This window comes from Pseudodesulfovibrio thermohalotolerans, from assembly GCF_021353295.2.
GTDB lineage: Bacteria > Desulfobacterota > Desulfovibrionia > Desulfovibrionales > Desulfovibrionaceae > Pseudodesulfovibrio > Pseudodesulfovibrio thermohalotolerans.
Map to the genome: position 1 here is coordinate 3,758,943 of NZ_CP120635.1, position 18,462 is coordinate 3,777,404.

Sequence of the window (18,462 nt, forward strand, 5' to 3'; positions counted from 1 at the left end):
GCTTACTGCCGTTCCATGGCCGCCTGGATTTTTTCCCGAAGAATCGATTCGTTCACGGCTCCGGTCACGGGCGGCTGCCCTTCGATGATGAAGGTCGGGATGGCGGTCACACCCGCCTCCCGCGCTTGTCTGGACCCATCCTCCACCCGTTGGCCGTAGCGGCGGTCGGCGAGCGCGTCGGTCAGGGCCGTGGCGTCGAGCCCGGAGTTTCCGGCCACATCGAGGATCACGTTCATGTCCCCGATGTTCCGTCCCTCGGTGAAGCAGGCCCGGAACATGCGCTCGTGGAATGCGCGATACCGTCCCGCGTCCCGGGCGAACTCCGCCGCTTCCAGGGCCAGTCGCGAGTTGGACAGCAGGGTCATTTCGGTGAAATGGATGCCGTAGGGCTCGCCCCGCCGGTTGCAGGTCATGGTAACCTGGTCGATGTCGAAGCGGTCGAACAGTTCGTCCATGGGACGTCCCTCGGGCGGGGTGTCCGGGTGGATTTCATGGGGGACCCAGGTGTCCAGGATGTCATAGTCCCGCTTCAGTCGGTCGACAATGCCCGTGCCGATGAAACAGAACGGTCAGACGAAATCGGAGAAAATGGTCATGCGAATGGGCATGGATAATCCTCGGGCTCAAGTTTGCCCCCACTTTACGGTCCGTCAGCGAAAAGTAAAGCGGTTTTACCCGGTCCCGGCCGCGTCCAGAAGGTCCCGGCGCAGGGCGTCGATGCGCTCTTTGTCCAGGAGCCGCCGTCCGTCCTGAGTGCGCACATGGAAGACGTCCGCGGCCCGTCCCTTGATGGTCGTAATCATGGCCAGGTGAATGGACAGGGAGTGGGCGGCCAGGGTGCGGGCCATGTCGAAAAGGAATCCGGTGCGGTCCGTGGCGGCCACCTCCACCACGGTGTAGAAGTCGCTGGCCGCGTTGTCGATGGTCGCCAGCGGCTTGAGCTGCGGGAGGCCCCGGCCCCGGGACAGGGGGGATCTGCCGCGCTCCTCAAGCCGTGCGGCCAGGTCGAGTTTGCCCGTCATGGCGTAGCCGATGGACCTCCCGACCCTGGCCCAGACTTCCTCGATGAACAGGTTCTCGGGTGGTTCGGCCACGGTGAATACGTCCACGGCGGTGCCGTCCTTCCAGGTGAAGATGTCGGCGGCCAGGATGTTCAGCCCATGCAGGGAGAGGGCTCCGGCGATGGTGGCGAAGAGGCGGGGCTGGTCCACGGCCGCGATGGTCAACTGGTAGGTTCCTTCGGCCCAGCCGGGCGCGCCCTCGATCAGGTTGACGCCCTTGCCGCCCACGGCGGACGGCTTGCGCTTGCGGTCTTCGGCTACATCGGCCCATAGCCGTTTGACCAGGCGCAGGTGCCTGGCGATGGCGTCCGGAGTCAGGGCCAGAAACGCGCGCGGCGGCATGGCCCGCAAGGCCGCTTCCACGTATTCCGGGTCCTGGTCCGAGGCAGCGGTGACGACCTCCCGCCTGGCGTCGGCCAGCCTGCGCGCCGCGTCCGGCTCGGCCAGGGGGCCGTGGCGGAGCAGGTTGCGCACCTTGAAATACAGTTCGCCGAGCAAGGAGCGGGTCCAGGCGTTCCAGGCGCGTGGGCCGGTGGCCATGGAGTCGGCCGTGGACAGAAGGTGAAGCATGTCGAGCCTGTCCGTGTTTCCGACCGTGGCGGCCACATCCGCGACCACCCGTTCGTCGGACAGGTCGCGCCGAGTGGCGGTCTTGGGCAGGAGCAGGTGATGTTCCACCAGGAAGGCCACGTCTTCGACGGCCTCCGGGGAGCGGCCGTATCGGGTCAGGGCCTCACGGGCCAGCGCCGCTCCGGCCTTGGAGTGGTCGGGCGCGCCCTTGCCCAGGTCATGGAAGAATCCCGCCAGCACCAGGCGGGCCGGATCGGCCACGCGCGCGGCCAGCTCGCCGGTCCATTGTCCGTCCCCGGCCAGGAAGTCCGAAAGCAGGGCCACGGTGGCCAGGGTGTGCCGGCCCACCGGATGGACGTGGTAGTCGTTGAATTGGATAAGGTGTTCCACCTCGGCGAACGCGGGGAACAGGGCGGGCAGGAGCCGGGTTTCGATGAGCCCTTCGCAGGCGGTCCGGCAGTGCGGGGCCATGAATATCTCGACCAGGATGGACAGGGTCTCGGTACGGCCCGCCAGCCCGGCCGCGAACCGCTCCGGGTCGTGCCGGACGATGCGCCGCGCGCCCCAGGTCAGGGGCAGACCCGTGCGCGCGGACTCCAGGAACGCGCCGAGCACGTTGTCCGGGGCGGCCTCGGACTGCCTCTTGAAGCGGATGCCCTCCGGCTCGGCCTCCAGGTTACGGATGGCCAGTTCGGGCAGCGGCCCGGTCCGTGCCGGGAACGCCTCCCGGAACAGGGCTTCGCGCATGGCCTTGATGCGGGTCATGGCCTGGTGCAGCCGGGAGAGGAAAAATTCGACGGCCAAGCCCGTGTCGCCGGGCGAGGCGGTTCGCGGGGCGAACCCCATGAGCCGTGCCGTGGGAGGTTGCAGGTCGAAGAAAAGACGGTCGGTTTTGCGTCCGGCGGCCAGGTGCAGGGCCGTGCGCACGCGGTTGAGGAACGCCTGATCCTCGCGCAGCCGGGCCAGTTCCTCGGGAAGAAAGATGGGGTCGCGGCCCATGATGTTGAGCGTCCGGGTCAGCCAGACCACCTGCTGGCCGTCGCGCAGGCCGCCAAGCCCGTTCTTCAGCTCGGGTTCGAGCAGGGCCGAGGCGTCGCCGTACTGGACCGCGCGGGTCTCGTTGTGATCGCGCAGGGCCGAGGCGAAGGTTGCGCCTGTTTTTTTCAGGACCTTGGCGTCGAAGGCCGTCCTGAACGCCTCGAAGACTCCGGCTTCTCCGGCCAGGGGGCGGGCGTCCATGAGCGAAGCCAGGACCTGAAAATCCTTGCGCGACAGGGACACGCAGTCGGCCACTGTGCGAACGCCGTGGCCCAGGTCCAGGCCGAGGTCCCACAGGGGGAAAAGCAGGGTCTTGATGAAGGCGTCCGCTCCGGACGGGATACGGCGCTTGAAGAGCAGGACCACGTCGATATCCGAGCCGGGGCACAGTCGCCCCCGGCCGTATCCGCCCACGGCGGCCAGGGCGAAGTCGAACCGTTGCGGCCCGGCCTCGCGCACGCGGGCCTCGAAATATCTGTCCACCAGATGGGTGTTTTCCCAGGCAAAGCCGCCCACAGCCCCGGCCTTGGCCCGCGTCCACAGGTCGGCCCTGGCCTGTTTCAGCCTGCGGGCGGATTCTGGAAGTAGGCTGTCCGGCTGCATCTGGCGGCTCCTGGTTGTCCGGCGGATGGGGAAAGGAGGTGGCGGCCGGGAGCCTTTCCTTCTCCCGGCCGCCGTCAGCCCGGTAGGGCTGGGGAATGCTCGGGCGGAGCGCAGGGACTCTCTTTCCTCGCAGGCCCGGCAGGCCCCGGCCCGGGCGAACCCGGGCCGGAGGTGTTCTTTTGATTGCGAGGGGGCTAGATGGCTTCCTCGCCGGTTTCGCCGGTACGGATGCGCACCACCTCGTCCACGGTGGAAACGAATATCTTGCCGTCGCCCACCTCGCCGGTATGGGCCGCCTTGCGGGCAGCCTCCACCACTTCGGGGGCGAAGTCGTCTTCGACCACGGCTTCAATCTTGATCTTGGGAACGAAATCCACCTGGTATTCCGCGCCCCGGTACACTTCCTTGTGGCCGCCCTGGCGGCCGAAACCCTTGACCTCGCTGACTGTCATGCCTTTCACGCCGATGGCGGAGAGGGCGCTCTTGACTTCGTCGAGCTTGAAGGTCCGGGTGATGATTTCGATCTTCTTCATGTCGATGTCTCCTTGACTACCACTGATATCCGGTCTCGGAATGCTCGGCAATGTCCATGCCCTTGTCCTGTTCCTCGTCGCTCGCCCTCAGTCCGATGGTGGCGTCCACCACCTTGAAGATGATGAAGGTCATGGCGAAGCAGAAGGCCCAGGTGGCCACCACGGAGACGAACTGGACCCACAACTGATGCGCGTTGCCCGCGATGAGCCCTTCGGCGTTCACCGTGGCCAGCAGGCCGGTGGCCAGGGCTCCGTAGGTGCCGCCCAGGCCGTGGATGCCGACCACGTCCAGGGCGTCGTCATAACCGAATTTGTTCTTGAGCATGATGCCGCCGTAGCAGATGACGCCCGCGCCCAGGCCGAGGGCGATGGCCCACATGGGGGTGACGAAGCCCGCTGCCGGGGTGATGGCAACCAGTCCGGCGACCGCGCCGGAGGCCGCGCCCAGGGTGGTCGCCTTGCCGCCGTGAAGCCATTCCGCGATGATCCAGGACAGGGCCGCGGCGGCCGTGGCCATGTGCGTGGTCACGAACGCGTTGGCGGCCGCGCCGTCGGCGGCCAGGGCGGACCCGGCGTTGAAGCCGAACCAGCCGAACCAGAGGATGGCCGCGCCCAGGATGGTCATGGGCAGGTTGTGCGGGATGAAGGCCGTGGAGCCGTGTCCCTTGCGTTTCCCGATGAGTATGGCGCAGCACAGGGCGGCCGCGCCGGAGCTCATGTGGACAACGGCTCCGCCGGCGAAGTCGAGCGCGCCCATCGCGCCCATCCAGCCGCCGCCCCAGACCCAGTGGCACATGGGGGCGTAGACAAGGATGAGCCACAGGGCGGAGAAGATCATGAATCCGCCGAACTTCATGCGCTCGGCAAAGGCTCCGGTGATGAGCGCGGGGGTGATGACCGCGAACATGCACTGAAAGATCATGAACGTCAGGTGGGGCAGGTTTTCGGCAGGGGAGCCTGCGTTGGTCATGCCCACGCCCTTGAGGAAGATGAAGTCGAGCCCGCCGATGAGCCCGCCGATGTCGGAACCGAAGGACAGGGTGTAGCCTATGACGGCCCAGAGCACGGACATGAGCCCGAGCATGATGAAAGACTGCATTATGGTTGCCAGAACGTTTTTCGAGCGGACCAGCCCGCCGTAAAACAGCGCCAGCCCGGGGGTCATGAACATGACCAGGGCAGCGCAGACCAGTATAAAGGCGTTGTCGGTGAAATTCATTGTTCAACCCTCCAGACGCCGACTATGCAAAAGGGGGGCCAAATAAAAACACCGTGATTTGGGCGACATCTACAGAAAAGTATTTTTTGTCCTTAACAAAAGTGGCAAATTTGGTAAAAATTTTTCAAAAATGTTAAAAAGATGTAGGCAGTCGTCGCTTCTCGCGAGATGGGGCCGATCCGGGCCGGTTTGACCGGGGACAACCAAAACCGTAGGGTTGATTCGCCGGGACCTGTCGCGGATTCGCGATCTCGGGAGGTTTGGACATGAACATGAGAACCAAGAGCGCGCTGGTGGTGACCGTCGGACTGCTCCTGCTGTTCGCCGTGATGTTCACCATGGACTACACGGGCAGATACGTGAGCGACCGTTTCTTCGCGGCCGTGGAAGCGGCCCCGGCCGGGTCGGACAGAACGTATTCCCTGGACGCCTTCATGGAGTATTACGATTGGGATTCCGTGTGCGTGGTTTTGCCTGGCGCGGAGCACGCCTTCTCAACCATTCTTGGGCGGACCTATGTGCCCAAGGGCGCGAAGGACGGGGCCTGGAGCCTGGTTTTCATCAAGGCGGGCGCGGTCAATGCCGAGATAACCGTGGACCCGGACGTCCTCGGGCCGCCCAATCCCCAGGATGATCCCTGCTTCGACCGCTGGGGAGCCGTCTTCACCTTGGCCCGTGACGAGCGGGACAGGCCGAAAATGATCTTTGTCGGACACTAGAATATGTCGAATCACGCACTGAAAAACGCCGCCGACGTCTTGAAAAACGCCCGTTGCGCCATGGCCTTCACCGGCGCGGGCATCTCCGTTGAATCGGGTATCCCGCCGTTTCGCGGGCCGGGCGGCGTGTGGTCCAAGTACGACCCGGACAAGTTCGAAAAGGGATATTTCAAGCGCCATCCCGAAGAGGTTTGGCCCCTGCTCAAGGAAATCTTCTTTGACATGATCGGCCGGGCAAAGCCCAACCCCGCGCATCTCGCCCTGGCCGAACTGGAAAGCGCCGGGAAACTCGTCGGTATCGTCACCCAGAACATCGACTCCCTGCATCAGGCCGCGGGCAGCCGGACGGTCCACGAATACCACGGCTCCACCCGGCGGATGCAGTGCCTCTCCTGTCGGACCTTCTTCGACTCCTCGGCCATCTCGCTGGACAAACTGCCGCCGCCATGCCCTGTCTGCGGCGGCCTGCTCAAGCCGGACGTCGTCTTCTTCGGCGAAGGCATCCCCTCCGACGTTCACGTGGCCTCCGTCGAACTGGCCGCGCAGGCGGATGTCTGCATCGTCATCGGTACGGGCGGCGAGGTCGCTCCTGCCGGACGCATCCCCCATGTGGTCAAGAATCACGGCGGCACCATCATCGAAATCAACCTCAGGGATACGGCCTATACCTATAACACCACCGACTACTTCCTCGAAGGCAAAGCCGGAATCCGAACCCCGGAACTGGTCCGCGCCGTGCTCGGATAGACGCGAGCCGCTCATGCGGCGCTGAGGGTGAAGCCAGATAGGGAAGCCGCCTTCGGCGGGATTTTCGGATGACTTCGCCTCCGGCGGCCAAAGGGTCATAACCCTTTGGAAACCCTTTCGCGCCTTCGGCTAAATTCATATGAAAGGATCGCTTCCATCGATTGCGATGAGCCTGAATGCCATTCTGTTGAACCTGTTTCGCCCCGCAGGGGCGACGATCGGGATGCAAGGGGGGCGTGCCCCTTGCCCGCCGGAGGCGAAATCACCTGACCAATCCCGCCGAAGGCGGCATCAAAACCTGCCTTCCCCTTCACGCATAGGGCCGTCAGGACTGCATCCGTCCGATGAGTTCGTTGAGAGATCCTGCCAGGGAGGACAGCCGGTCCAGGGCGGTGCGTGCTTCGGTCATGGACCGGGCGGTTTCGCTGGAGATGGCGGTTATTTCCTCTGTGGCTCTGGTGACCTGTTCGCTGGTGGCGGATTGTTCTTCGGCCGCTGTGGCGATGGAGCGCATCTGGTCGGCGGCCCGGATAACACTTTGCTGGATATTCTCGATGGATTGTCCGGCTCGTCCTGCGAGTTCGGTGGATTCGCGGATCGCGGCCACGGCGAGTTCTGTGGCGGTGACGTTTTCGCGGGTGCCGGTGCGGATGGACTGGATGGCTTTGTCCACCTCACTGGTGGCGGTCATGGTCTTTTCGGCCAGTTTGCGGACCTCGTCGGCCACAACGGAGAATCCGCGTCCGGCGTCGCCCGCGCGGGCCGCTTCGATGGCCGCGTTGAGCGCGAGCAGGTTGGTCTGGTCCGCGATGTCGTCGATGACCTGCATGATCGCGCCGATATCCTTGGTCTGTCGGTCCAGGTGGTCCATGGATTCCTTCAGGGCTTCGGATTGGACGCCCACGCCCCGGATGGCTTCGACCACTTGGTGGACGAGGCCCGAGCCTTCCTCGGCGAGGTCACGCATTTCCTCGGCGTTGCCGGAGGCGTCGGAGGCGTTGCGGGCCACTTCGAGGACGGTGGCGTTCATCTGTTCCATGGCCGTGGCGGTTTCGCCCGCCCGGTCGCGTTGGATGTCCGAGCCCCGGCTCGCTTCGTCCACCTTGGTTGCCAATGTGGCGGACGCGTCGTCCAGGTCCCCGGCGATGGCCTCGGCTTCGCGGGCCGCTTCGGCGATAAGTTCGTGCTGGTGCCGGGCTTCGGCTTCGCTTTTCTTGATTTCCGTGGTTTCGGTGAGGATGGTGAACGCGCCCACGAGGTTGCCGTCCAGGTCCTTGATGGGCGAAATGTCCACGAGCAGGTGGTAGGGACGGCCCTTGCGGCCCTTACCCTCGGTGGCCTGTCCGGTAATGACCTTGTCCTCGTTCATGCAGGTGCCGAGCATGGTCGGGCGCGAGCGGTCTCCGTAGACGAATTCGGACATGTGCATACCGATGAAGTCGGACGGCGGCGCGTCGATCTGCAACAGGTCCAGTTCGGCCTGGTTCAGGAAGGTGATGATCTCGTTGGTGTCCACCACCACACAGGGTTGGGTCAGGCTGGTCAGCAGCCCCTGGGCCATGCCCAGTTTGGTCTTGAGTTCGCCGGTCATGTTCCTGACCGCGTCGATGGTCTCGCTGATGGCGTCCCGGGCCGGGTATTCGATGGCCGCGTTGTAGTTTCCCGCCGCAACTTCGTGGGTGTAGGCCGAGAGCTGCCGCAGGGGTTTGAGGAGGGTCCGCACCAGCACGAAGCTGCCAGCAAGGGCACCGGCGATTCCGGCGGCCACGATGAGCGCGGCCACGAGCAGGATTCGGTTTTTGACCGCGTCCAGGGCCTCGGGAGCCACGTTCAGCCCGCCGATGGTGTTGTCGACCATGAGGATGATGCCGCCCGCCAGGAAGATGGCGGTCAGGGCGACCATGCTTACCACGCCGAGGATGAGCTTGACGCGGAAGGGAACTTTCTTGGAATCGATCATGCCTCGTCCTCCGGATTGCGGGCTCCGAGGCGGACGGCCCCGGCGCGGGCATTTGTCTGGATAATCTCTAGATTTTGTACGAGGGTCACTCGATTCTGTCAATACGGGCCGTTTCGGGCCTAGAAGAGGATCGCGCCGATTCCGGCCCCGGCCAGGACCACCCAGAGGATGTCCACGCCCTTGCGCAGGGCGATGAACGCAGCCGCGGCGAAGATCGCCTGGGCGGCGGTCCATTGGATGGACAGTCCGAAACGGACGGCCACGGCGGCCATGAGGCCCACCAGGGAGATGAGGCTGCCTTTGAGGACCCGTCGGGCCAGGGGCGATGTCACCAGCCGGTCGGCGAACGGAGTGGCGGCGCACAGGATGATGAGCGAGGGCGAGAACACGGTCAGGGCCGCCACCAGCGCGCCGGTCATGCCGGACACGGCGTAGCCCACGAAGGCTCCGGTCATGACGATGGGGCCGGGCGTGACCTGTCCGAGGGCGATGCCGTCCATGAACATGGGTTCGGTCAGCCAACCGCGCACTTCGACCACCTCGTGGAGCATGAGGGGCACGGATACGTAGCCGCCGCCAAAGGCGAAGCAGTCGATTTTTATCATGAGCAGGCCGAGCCGGAACAGCTCGGGATCGACGGCGTAGAGCACGCCCATGAAGGCGAGCAGGCCCGCCAGCAGCAGTCCCGCGAAACGCAGGGGACCACGGCCGGTCCGGCCATTGGGCGGAGCCATGCCGCCCTGTTCGTCGCGGAGCAGGAACAGGGCCAGGACACAGACCACGGCCAGGGCCAGGATCGGATTGCCCTTGAAGCCGAGCCAGACACCGGCCAGACAGGCCAGCAGCTTGGAGGCGAGGGTGTTCAGGTAGCGGCGGGCGAAGTTAATGGCAGCGTGAAGGATCAGGGCCACGATGACGAGTTGCAGGCCGGTGAAGGCCGCGGTCACGGCGGCCACGTCCCTGGCGGAAAAGTAGAGTGCGGTCAGGCCGAGCATGAGCAGGAAGGCGGGCAGGCCGAATCCCGTGTAGGCGGCGAGCGCTCCCACGCCGCCGCGCGCCCGCAGACCCACGTAGGCGGCCACCTGCATGGCGGTGGCGCCGGGCAGGAGTTGGGTGAGCGACATGCCCAGCGAAAAGGTCGGTTCGTCGAGCCAGCCTTTGCGTTCCACGGCCATGGCGCGGATGTAGGGGACCATGGCGGGACCGCCGAAAGCGGTCAGTCCGAGCCGGAGAAAGGCGAGAAAGATGTTTGTCAGTGAAGGCCGGTTCATGGCGTCCTAATCGCCGAAGGCGAGGCGATTGATGATGGAGTTGGATACGAGCATACCGTTCTTGGTCAGCCGGAGTCTGCCCCCGGATATGCGCACCAGGTTTTCGCGGTGCAAGGTGCTTATGAGCTGCTCCTGCTTCTTGACCAGGTCGAAGCCCGTGCGCTTGCGGTATTCCTTCAAGTCCAGCCCCTTGCTTGTACGCAGGCTGAGCATGACCAGCTCGGTGAGCAGGGCGTCGTCGGTCAGCTCCTCGAAATCGTTGCCCACCAGTTCGCCGCGCACGTAGGCGTCGTATTCGTCCATGTAGCGCGGCACCGTGAACCGTCTGCGTCCCAGGGTGGACACCGCCGACGGTCCCAGTCCCAGGTAGTCCGAGCCGTCCCAGTACCCGGAGTTGTGTACCGACATGAATCCCATGCGCGCGAAATTCGACACCTCGTAGTGGAGGTAGCCCATGGATTCCAGGAATTCGGCCCCGTAGACGAACATGCGGCCCTGTTCCTGTTCGGGGGGCAGGATAAGGTCGCCGCCCGGTCCGCATCGCCGGGCCATGACGGTGCCTTCCTCCAGGGTCAGGTTGTAGGCGGAAATATGTTCCGGCCGCATGTCGGACACGACCTTGAGCTGGTCGAGCCAGGCCTTGAGCTTCTGGCCCGGCAGTCCCCATATGAGGTCCAGGCCGATGTTGCCGAATCCGGCCCTGCGCGCCTGGTCGAAGGATTGGTGCGCCATGCCCGCCGAGTGCGGGCGGCCCATCATCTGAAGGTCTTCGTCCTTGAGGCTCTGCACGCCCAGTGAAAGCCTGTTGAAGCCCATGTTCAGCAGTCCCCGGAAGTAGCTGACGTCATGGGCCGAGTCCGGGTTGGCCTCGATGGTCGTCTCGATCCCGGGATTGACGATGAACGCCTTGTTCAACGCTTCCATGATTTGGTCGAGCCCGGCCAGGGGAATTATGGACGGGGTGCCGCCGCCGAAATAGATGGTGCGCAGCAAGGGCCGTTGCAGCCGCCGTCCCCACAGCTCGATCTCCTTGAGCAGCAGCGAAAGGTACCAGGCGAAGGTGGTCTGGTCGAAGGTCTGAGAGTGAAAGGAGCAGTAGTGGCACCGGGAGCGGCAGAACGGCACATGGATGTAGAGCAGCAGCCCCTTGTTGCCGGTCGCGCTCCGGGCCGGCGCGGTTCCGGTTCCGGGAAAGGCCGGTCTTACGGGAGTATTCTTGTCGTGTATCCTGCCCATGCTCACCTCTTCCGGCGGCTAGAAAAGATCACAAGCGCTCCGGCGATCAGATACGCGGCCGCCGCGAATCCGATCAGCGCCACGCCGGGCGCGTTCGTCAGGCTCGACCAGCCGAGGAGCAACGCCCCGGCCGCCTCGTAAAGCATCAGCACGGTTATGGCCCAGATGGAGATGAGCCGTCCCGCGAGGGCGAACGCGGCGATGATTCCATAGACCAGCAGGGCCAGGATACCGATGCCCCAGGTCTCGGCCGACCCTTGGGCCAATCCGTTGACCAACACCGCGGCGGCCTTGAGCAGCAGGAAGCCGATGAGTACGTGTTTGCGCGTCAGCAGAAATCGGAGCAGCGCACCCATGCCTAGTCCATCAGCTCCCGCTTGTACCGCTCGTTCTCGCTGTACAGGCAGCCGCAATATTGCTGGCGGTATATCTCCCACGCCTTGGAGGTCTCGATGCCCTCTTTCCATCCCTCGCGGAAGTCGTGGTACAGGAACTTCGTTTTGGCCGATTCCAAGTCCCGTCCCAGGGCCGCGATCTCGTCGTGCTTCTGGTATTTGGAATAGAGCAGGGTGGTGGTGAAGAAATCGAACCCGCCCCGCTTGGCGATTTGCGAAGTGCGTTCCAGACGCATGGCGTAGCAATGAAAACACCTGTTGTTTTCCCGGTGCGCCACGGCCCGGAACCATTCCTGCGGGCGGTACTCGTTGTCCTTGACGATGATCTTGACGCCCATCTTTTCGGCCACGGCCAGGCATCCGTCCCGCCGTTTTACGTATTCCATGAGCGGGTGGATGTTCGGGTTGTAGAACAGCCCCGTGACCTCGTGTCCGGTGTCCAGCAGGGTCTTCAGCGTGGTGATCGAGCACGGTCCACAACAGATATGCAGCAATACTTTCGACATTTGACGATATTTTGAGCCCATTTCCCGTGGTTTGTAAAGAAAATGCCGTTGTTCCTCCCCTTCGGAGCCCGGCGGCGGCGAACCGGGCCGGGCGTCGCCCGGTTGTTCTTTTCTCCTCTCCGTCTCCATGGTAGCCTGTTCGAAAAACGTAAAAGGAAAGGACATTCATGGCGAAATACACCGGCATCAACCATCTGGCCATGGTCACAGGAGACATGGACGCGACCATCCGTTTCTGGCGGGATTTGCTCGGGATGCGGCTGGTGGTCGGCCTCGGGCATCCCGGCTACCGTCATTATTTCTTCGAGATAGCCGAAAACGATATGATCGCCTTTTTTGAGTGGCCCGGCGTGGAGCGGCTCGACGAGCGCGACCACGGGTTCCCGGTCAAGGGCAAGGTGGCCTTTGACCACATCTCCTTCGGCGTGTCCTGCGAGGACGACCTGTGGGAGATCAAGGACAAGCTCGAAGCCGCGGACGTCTGGTGTTCCGAGGTGGTGGACCACGGCTTCATCCACTCCATCTACGCCTTTGATCCCAACAACATCCCCATCGAGTTCAGCGCGACGGTGCCGGGCGTGGACATCCGCGAAACCCCGGTGATGACCGATTCCCAGCCGAGCCGGGAGGCCCTCAAGGGGGCGGAGCCGCAGTCCGGCGTCTGGCCCGATGTGGCCGAGCCCACGCCGGACCGGGACAAGGCCGTGTATGAAGGCGAGGGCCACCGGATCGTCGAGGCCCTGGAAAAACTCAAGCGCGGGGAGTAGCCGGGGAGTGGCGGGCTTTCCGCTGGCAAAGCGGCGTGAAATGGCCTAGACGGGTACTTCAAGGAGAAACCGTGCCCAGACCCGTTGCCCGCATTCCGTTTCATGCCCCCTGCCGCCACGCCGCCTTTGTCCGGCGCATAAAGAGGTTCACCGTTGAGGCCGAGGCCTTGGACGGCCCGGACAGGGGCGCCACCCTGATGGCCCACACCAACAACACCGGCTCCATGCTCGGCCTGCTTCGGCAAGGCGGCACGGCCCTGCTTTCGCCCGCCGCCAACCCGAACCGCAAGCTCAAGTATACCCTGGAGGGGCTCTCTCTTGCCGGGGCCATGGTCGGTGTGAATACGCTCACGCCCAACCGCATGTTATACGCCGCCTGGCAGTGCGGGGCCATGCCCGAGATGGACGGCTACGAGCATTTTCAGAAAGAGGCCAAGGTGGGGCACAGCCGTTTGGACGCGCATCTGACCGGCGGTCGCGGCGACCTGTGGGTGGAGTGCAAGAACGTGACTCTGGTCGAGGACGACGTGGCCCGTTTCCCGGACGCCGTCACCGAGCGTGGCCAGAAGCACCTGCGCGAGCTCATGGAACTGGCCGCCGAAGGGGCGCGGGTGGCCCTGTTCTTTCTGATCCAGCGGCCGGACGGCCGCTGTTTCGGCCCGGCGGATTTTATCGATCCCGTATATGCCGAACTGTTTTACGAAGCCCTGGACGCCGGAGTGGAGGCCTGGCCCTACGTGGCCGATGTGGACGAGAACGGCATCACCCTGGGCCGCAGGCTTCAGGTGGTGGCCCCGTGAGCGCGCTGCTGGTCGGAGCGGTGCTCATCAGTTTTTCCTCGGTCATGGTGGTCCTGGCCGGGTTGCCGCCGGAAGTGACCGGGTTCTACCGGCTGACCGGGGGCGGGCTGGCCATGCTGGCCCTGCTGGTCCGGATGGGCAAGATCAGGTTCTTCACCCCCGACGTCATCAAGTGGGGAACCGTGGCCGCCGTGTTCTTTGCCGGGGATTTCATCTTCTGGCACCGTTCCATCGCCTACGTGGGGCCGGGACTGTCCACCATGCTCGCCAATTTTCAGGTTATCCCCCTGGCCGTTGTTTCGGCCCTGTTCTTCAAGGAGCGCCTGCCGGGACGCATGTTCGCGGCCATCCCGCTGGCTTTGGCCGGACTCTATCTCATGGTCGGCGTGAGCTGGAGCGGATTCGCCTCCGACTACAGGCTGGGCGTGTTTTTCGGACTGCTTACGGCCTGCTTCTACGCCCTGTACATGCTCTCGCTCAAGTACGCCCTGGCCCGCGACAGGATGGACTCCCTGGTTCTGGCTTCGGCCGCAGCGATCGCCACGGGCCTGATGCTTGGCGTGCTGGCTCTGGCCGAGGGCCAGTCCTTCGTCATCCCGTCGCTCAAGTCGCTGGCCGCCATCTCCGCCCTGGCGTTCATCTGCCACGCCGTGGGCTGGTTCCTCATCACCCGGGGCATCCAGACCGTGCGCGGGGCTCTGGTCGGGCTCATACTTCTCTTGCAGCCCACGCTGTCCTTTGTCTGGGACATCCTCTTCTTCGGCAAGCCGGTGAACCCGGTGGAGCTGTCCGGCGTGGCCCTGGCCTTGGTCGGCATCTACATCGGCTCCAACGCGAAGATGGGCCGACGCCGAACCGCGTCCCCGCGATCGTGACTCCGCGTCGCGAAGCGCGTCTTTTCAAGCCCATGAAAAAGCCCCGGACCATCATGGTTCCGGGGCCTTTTCGGGTCAGTTCTTTTTCTGGAGGCAGACCTTTTTGCCTTCTTCTAGCTCGCGTTCGCGCTTGCGCATTTCGCGGCGCAGTTCCGCTTCGGCGTAGCGGCGTTTGGCGGTTTCGGTTTCGAGCCTGAGAGGCGGGACCTCGGTGGGTTTTCCGTTGTCGTCGAGGGCCACGTAGGTCAGGTAGGCGGAGTTGGTGTGGCGCACCTCGCCGGTACGGAGGTTCTCGGCCTCCACGCGCACGCCGATCTCCATGGAGGTGCGGCCCACGTGGTTGAGGCTGGCCTTGAAGGTGAGCAGTTCGCCCATGTAGGCGGGCTGTTTGAAGGCCATGCGGTCGATGGACACGGTCACGGTGTTGTGCCGGGAATGTCGTTTCGCCACCACGCCGCCCGTGGTGTCCACGTGCTTGAGTATGACGCCGCCGTGCAGGTTGCCTGCGGGGTTGGCGTCCTGGGGCAGGACGAGGTGGGTCATGATTACCTCGGATTCTGCTGCGGTTTTCGCTTTCATATCAATCCTCTTTGGATTTTCCATAATGTACTCGGGCCTCCCAGACCAGTTTTCCGATTTTTCGGCCCAGATCGGCCTGGCGCGTCTTCATGAGCGCCTCGGCCGCCTCCCGATTGCCCTGCCGTTTGAGCAGGGTGGCTGATTCGAGATCACGCAGGTGATTCTCGCATTCCCGAATCATACCGGAAAGGTTGAGGGTTTCCAATTCCTTGGGCACGCGGACGCTGCGAACTTTCTTGCTCATGGCTCCACCCCCGGGAGGTTTTCATTGCGTCATTCAAAGTGATGACAGAGCGCGGCTTGCCGGTCAAGACCCGTATTGTCCGGGCCTTACGGCCGAATGCGGGGTGACATCCAAAGGAATATGGCGGTATGGTGCGGCCGGAAGGTCCTGAACCCACGGCTCGGCCACAGACACGGGAGTTCTCATGGCAACCACCGAACATCCAACCGGCAAGCGGTTGGCGGCTCTTTCCCTGGCCGCCATGGGCGTGGTCTTCGGCGATATCGGCACCAGCCCCCTGTACGCCCTGCGCGAATGCTTTCACGGCGAATACGGCATCGCGGTCAGCCCGGAGAATGTGCTGGGCGTCCTGTCCCTGATCTTCTGGACCCTGATGCTCATCGTGTCCTTCAAGTATCTGACCATGGTCCTGCGCGCCGACCACGATGGGGAAGGCGGGGTTCTCGCCCTGACCACCCTTGTCCGGCCGCGCCGGGAGCACATGACCAGACGGGCATGGTTCCTGGTCGTGATCGGGCTGTTCGCGGCCTGCCTGCTCTACGGCGACGGCATGATAACCCCGGCTATTTCGGTCCTGAGCGCGGTGGAGGGACTGGGGCTCGTCACGCCCCTGTTCAAACCGTATGTCCTGCACATCACCCTGACCATTCTTATAGGCCTGTTTTTGTTGCAGCACCACGGCACCGCCCGTGTCGGCACCCTGTTCGGGCCGGTCATCCTGGCCTGGATGACCTGTCTGGCCCTTATCGGTCTGAATCAGGTGGTCCGGAATCCCGGCGTGCTCGTCGCCGTTTCTCCCTGGCACGGTCTGCATTTCCTCCTGGCAAACAAGCTCCACGGGTTCGTTGTTCTGGGCGCGGTTTTTCTGGTGGCCACCGGAGCCGAGGCCATCTATGCGGACCTGGGCCACTTCGGCCGCCGCCCCATCCGGCTGACCTGGTTCCTCGTGGCCCTGCCCGCCCTGCTGCTCAATTATTTCGGGCAGGGGGCGCATCTGCTGGCCGTTCCCGGGGACGCCTACCATCCGTTTTACGCCATTGTGCCGCAATGGGGGATCATTCCCATGGTAGGGCTCGCAACTATGGCCACCATCGTGGCCTCTCAGGCGGTCATCACCGGGGCCTTTTCCCTGACTTCGCAGGCGGTGCAGTTGGGCTACCTGCCCAGGCTGCGCGTCGAGCACACCTCTGCCTCGCACATGGGCCAGATCTACGTGGCCCCGGTCAACTGGCTGCTCATGATCTGCACCGTGGGCCTGGTCTTGGGGTTCCGGACTTCCAGCAAGCTGGCCGCAGCCTACGGCGTGGCCGTCACGGCCAGTATGCTTGTTACCGCCACCCTGTTTTATTTCGTCATGCGCAATCAATGGAAATGGAAGCTGCCCGTCGTTGTTCTGGTCACGGGACTGTTCCTTACCGTGGACTTCTCCTTTTTCGCCGCCAACATGACCAAGATCACCCATGGCGCGTGGTTTCCGCTGGTCATCGCCCTGCTTATCCTGGGCGTCATGCTTACCTGGGAGCGGGGCGGGGAGATTCTGGCCGAGCGGGCCCGGGGGCTGACCCGGCCCCTGGAAGGATTTTTGTCGGAAATAGCGGACGCGCCGCCCAGGCGCGTTCCGGGTCAGGCCGTGTTCCTGACCCGCAGCCACAATACCGTGCCCGTGGCCATGATTCAGAACCTGCGCCATAACATGGTCCTTCACTCGGAGGTCTATTTCCTCAACATCCGCACCGAGCAGATTCCCCGCGTGCCCAACTTCGAGAAAATCGAGGTGGAGCGGTTCGGCTCGGGCATCCAGCGCGTCATCGCCCATTTCGGTTATATGGAAAGTCCCACTGTGGACGTCATTTTCTCCCTGTGCCGCGACAAGGGGGTGGACCTGGATATCGACAGGGCCAGTTTCTTCCTCGGCCGCGAAAAGCTGACCGTGGGCCCATCGCCAGCCATGAGCCGCTGGCGTTCCAATCTCTACCGCTTTTTGGCCCGAAACGGCATGGACCCGGCCTCCTTCTTCAACATCCCCGCCAACCAGGTCATCGAAGTCGGAGCCCGGCTGGAGATATGACCTGACGTTGGGACGTTTCACGATCCGTTTGACGGCAAAATATGGGAATGGCCCTTCTCTTCGTCCAACCTGCTGAAGGCGGCATAAAAAGTTTGGGAAAATGAGGGGATGGGGGGCCGGGGAAGGCGCGAAAAACAAGAAAGGCGCGCCCCCGTTGCGGGGGCGCGCCTTGTGTCGTTGTATCGGACCGGCGCGGCGTTACATGACGCGGCAGCCGTCTTCGGTGACGAGCACCTGGTATTCCCAGCGGATGCCGCCCCAGCTGGGGTCGTAGAGGCCGGGCTCGACGGTGACGACCATGCCGGGTGCGAGTTCGCCCTGGCCCACTCGGGAGAGGGAGGGCGGCTCGTGGGTTTCCAGGCCGACGCCGTGTCCCAGGCCGTGGGTGAACATGGCTTCCACTCCGTCCTTTTCGAAGACGGCGTAGGCGGCCCTGTAGGCTTCCACGCAGGAGAGGCCCGGACGGATGATGTCGATGGCCGCGGATTGGGCGGCGCGTACCTGGTCCATGGTCTTGCGGAAGCGGTCGGACTGCTTGTCGCCCACCCAGAAGGTCCGGGTCTGGTCGGAGTTGTAGTCGTGCAGCCTGCATCCGGTGTCGATGAGAACCATGTCGTTTTCACGCAGGAGGGTATCGCCGGGGATGCAGTGGGGCAGGGCCGCGTTGGGGCCGACGCCGACGATGGTCGAGAAGGCCAGTCCCTGGGCACCGTGCTCACGGAAGAATTTTTCCACCAGCCAGGCTATTTCCTTTTCGGAGCGGCCGGGGATGAGCTCGCCTTCGATGTATTCGAACAGCTCGTGGTTGAGGCGCATGGAATCGTCCATGCGTCGGATTTCGTCCTCGTCCTTGATGATCCTCAGGGATTCGACGATGTTGTCCGTGGGGATGAGGGCGAATTCCTCGGACAGCTTGTCGTAGTCGAACAGGTGCAGGGCCTTGGGTTCGAAGCCCATGGCGGTTACGCCGCGGCCTTTGAGGAAGTCCGCGACTTCCTTGTGCTTGCGTGCGGCGTAGATGCAGAGTTTGCTCTCGTCCCAGACCTGCCGGGCGGCGTCCAGGTAGCGGGGGTCGGTGAACAGGTAGTCGTCGCCTTCGGTGACCACGAGCCAGCCGGACGATTCGTTGCACTGGGCGTCATGCAGCTCGAAGCCGCTGAGGTAGTACCGATTGGCCGCCAGCGACACGAGCATGGCGGACAGGCCGCGGGCGTGCATTTCGCTCTTGAGGGCCACGCGACGTTTTTCGAAAAAGGATTTGTCCATGATGT

Annotated in this window: 18 protein-coding genes; 6 read left to right on the forward strand and 12 right to left on the reverse strand. The window is 63.8% G+C overall.

What is annotated here, in order from left to right; translation table 11 throughout:
- Positions 1–2: 2 nt before the first annotated feature.
- From LF599_RS17650 to LF599_RS17665, 4 genes are all read right to left on the reverse strand, one after another.
- Positions 3–557, reverse strand: coding sequence for a DsbA family oxidoreductase (locus LF599_RS17650; RefSeq protein ID WP_269941069.1), 555 nt, complete (start codon positions 555–557; stop codon positions 3–5).
- A gap of 114 nt (positions 558–671) precedes the next feature.
- Positions 672–3,272 carry a [protein-PII] uridylyltransferase gene (gene glnD, locus LF599_RS17655; protein ID WP_279521731.1) on the reverse strand — a complete coding sequence of 867 codons (2,601 nt, stop codon included), beginning with the start codon at positions 3,270–3,272 and terminating at the stop codon, positions 672–674.
- A 194-nt stretch (positions 3,273–3,466) separates the two neighbouring features.
- On the reverse strand, positions 3,467–3,805 hold the full coding sequence (locus LF599_RS17660) for a P-II family nitrogen regulator (protein ID WP_279521732.1): 339 nt from the start codon (positions 3,803–3,805) through the stop codon (positions 3,467–3,469).
- Between the two features lie 16 nt (positions 3,806–3,821).
- Entirely contained in the window at positions 3,822–5,024 is a 1,203-nt protein-coding gene (locus LF599_RS17665; RefSeq protein WP_279521733.1) for an ammonium transporter, read from the reverse strand.
- A 266-nt stretch (positions 5,025–5,290) separates the two neighbouring features.
- On the opposite strand from LF599_RS17665, the gene LF599_RS17670 reads away from it, so the two are divergent.
- Together LF599_RS17670 and LF599_RS17675 are read left to right on the forward strand one after the other, a co-directional pair.
- Complete coding sequence (locus tag LF599_RS17670) at positions 5,291–5,743, forward strand: hypothetical protein (RefSeq protein WP_269940403.1); 453 nt, start codon at positions 5,291–5,293, stop codon at positions 5,741–5,743.
- Between the two features lie 3 nt (positions 5,744–5,746).
- Positions 5,747–6,490: an SIR2 family NAD-dependent protein deacylase gene (locus LF599_RS17675; RefSeq protein WP_279521734.1), complete on the forward strand. Its 744-nt coding sequence runs from the start codon at positions 5,747–5,749 to the stop codon at positions 6,488–6,490.
- 325 nt (positions 6,491–6,815) lie between these two features.
- Here LF599_RS17675 and LF599_RS17680 read toward each other — a convergent pair whose 3' ends face one another.
- The 5 genes from LF599_RS17680 to LF599_RS17700 all read right to left on the reverse strand — a co-directional run bounded on the left by LF599_RS17680 (position 6,816) and on the right by LF599_RS17700 (position 11,858).
- Positions 6,816–8,450 (reverse strand): methyl-accepting chemotaxis protein, encoded by a 1,635-nt coding sequence (locus LF599_RS17680; RefSeq protein ID WP_269940402.1) that lies wholly within the window; start codon positions 8,448–8,450, stop codon positions 6,816–6,818.
- A gap of 119 nt (positions 8,451–8,569) precedes the next feature.
- Positions 8,570–9,721, reverse strand: a complete 1,152-nt coding sequence (gene chrA, locus LF599_RS17685) for a chromate efflux transporter (protein WP_279521735.1) — start codon at positions 9,719–9,721, stop codon at positions 8,570–8,572.
- Positions 9,722–9,727: 6 nt separating this feature from the next.
- Positions 9,728–10,957, reverse strand: coding sequence for a radical SAM family heme chaperone HemW (hemW, locus tag LF599_RS17690; RefSeq protein WP_279521736.1), 1,230 nt, complete (start codon positions 10,955–10,957; stop codon positions 9,728–9,730).
- 2 nt (positions 10,958–10,959) lie between these two features.
- The gene (locus tag LF599_RS17695) at positions 10,960–11,313 is read right to left on the reverse strand and encodes a hypothetical protein (protein ID WP_269940400.1); all 354 of its coding nucleotides are present in this window, start codon (positions 11,311–11,313) and stop codon (positions 10,960–10,962) included.
- Positions 11,314–11,315: 2 nt separating this feature from the next.
- Positions 11,316–11,858, reverse strand: coding sequence for an epoxyqueuosine reductase QueH (locus tag LF599_RS17700; protein WP_269940399.1), 543 nt, complete (start codon positions 11,856–11,858; stop codon positions 11,316–11,318).
- A 167-nt stretch (positions 11,859–12,025) separates the two neighbouring features.
- Between LF599_RS17700 and LF599_RS17705 the strand changes: the two genes are divergently transcribed.
- From LF599_RS17705 to LF599_RS17715, 3 genes are all read left to right on the forward strand, one after another.
- Entirely contained in the window at positions 12,026–12,625 is a 600-nt protein-coding gene (locus LF599_RS17705) for a VOC family protein (protein ID WP_279521737.1), read from the forward strand.
- A 71-nt stretch (positions 12,626–12,696) separates the two neighbouring features.
- The gene (gene sfsA / locus LF599_RS17710; protein ID WP_279521738.1) at positions 12,697–13,425 is read left to right on the forward strand and encodes a DNA/RNA nuclease SfsA; all 729 of its coding nucleotides are present in this window, start codon (positions 12,697–12,699) and stop codon (positions 13,423–13,425) included.
- Complete coding sequence (locus tag LF599_RS17715) at positions 13,422–14,300, forward strand: DMT family transporter (protein ID WP_279521739.1); 879 nt, start codon at positions 13,422–13,424, stop codon at positions 14,298–14,300. Before sfsA ends, LF599_RS17715 begins: the two co-directional genes overlap by 4 nt.
- Before the next feature lie 75 nt (positions 14,301–14,375).
- Here LF599_RS17715 and LF599_RS17720 read toward each other — a convergent pair whose 3' ends face one another.
- Entirely contained in the window at positions 14,376–14,879 is a 504-nt protein-coding gene (locus LF599_RS17720) for an acyl-CoA thioesterase (protein ID WP_269940398.1), read from the reverse strand.
- 1 nt (position 14,880) lies between these two features.
- Complete coding sequence (locus LF599_RS17725) at positions 14,881–15,123, reverse strand: hypothetical protein (protein WP_279521740.1); 243 nt, start codon at positions 15,121–15,123, stop codon at positions 14,881–14,883.
- Between the two features lie 184 nt (positions 15,124–15,307).
- Here LF599_RS17725 and LF599_RS17730 point away from each other — a divergent pair, with 184 nt between their 5' ends.
- Complete coding sequence (locus tag LF599_RS17730) at positions 15,308–17,191, forward strand: potassium transporter Kup (RefSeq protein ID WP_279521741.1); 1,884 nt, start codon at positions 15,308–15,310, stop codon at positions 17,189–17,191.
- 198 nt (positions 17,192–17,389) lie between these two features.
- Here LF599_RS17730 and LF599_RS17735 read toward each other — a convergent pair whose 3' ends face one another.
- Entirely contained in the window at positions 17,390–18,457 is a 1,068-nt protein-coding gene (locus LF599_RS17735) for a M24 family metallopeptidase (RefSeq protein WP_279521742.1), read from the reverse strand.
- Positions 18,458–18,462 lie beyond the last annotated feature (5 nt).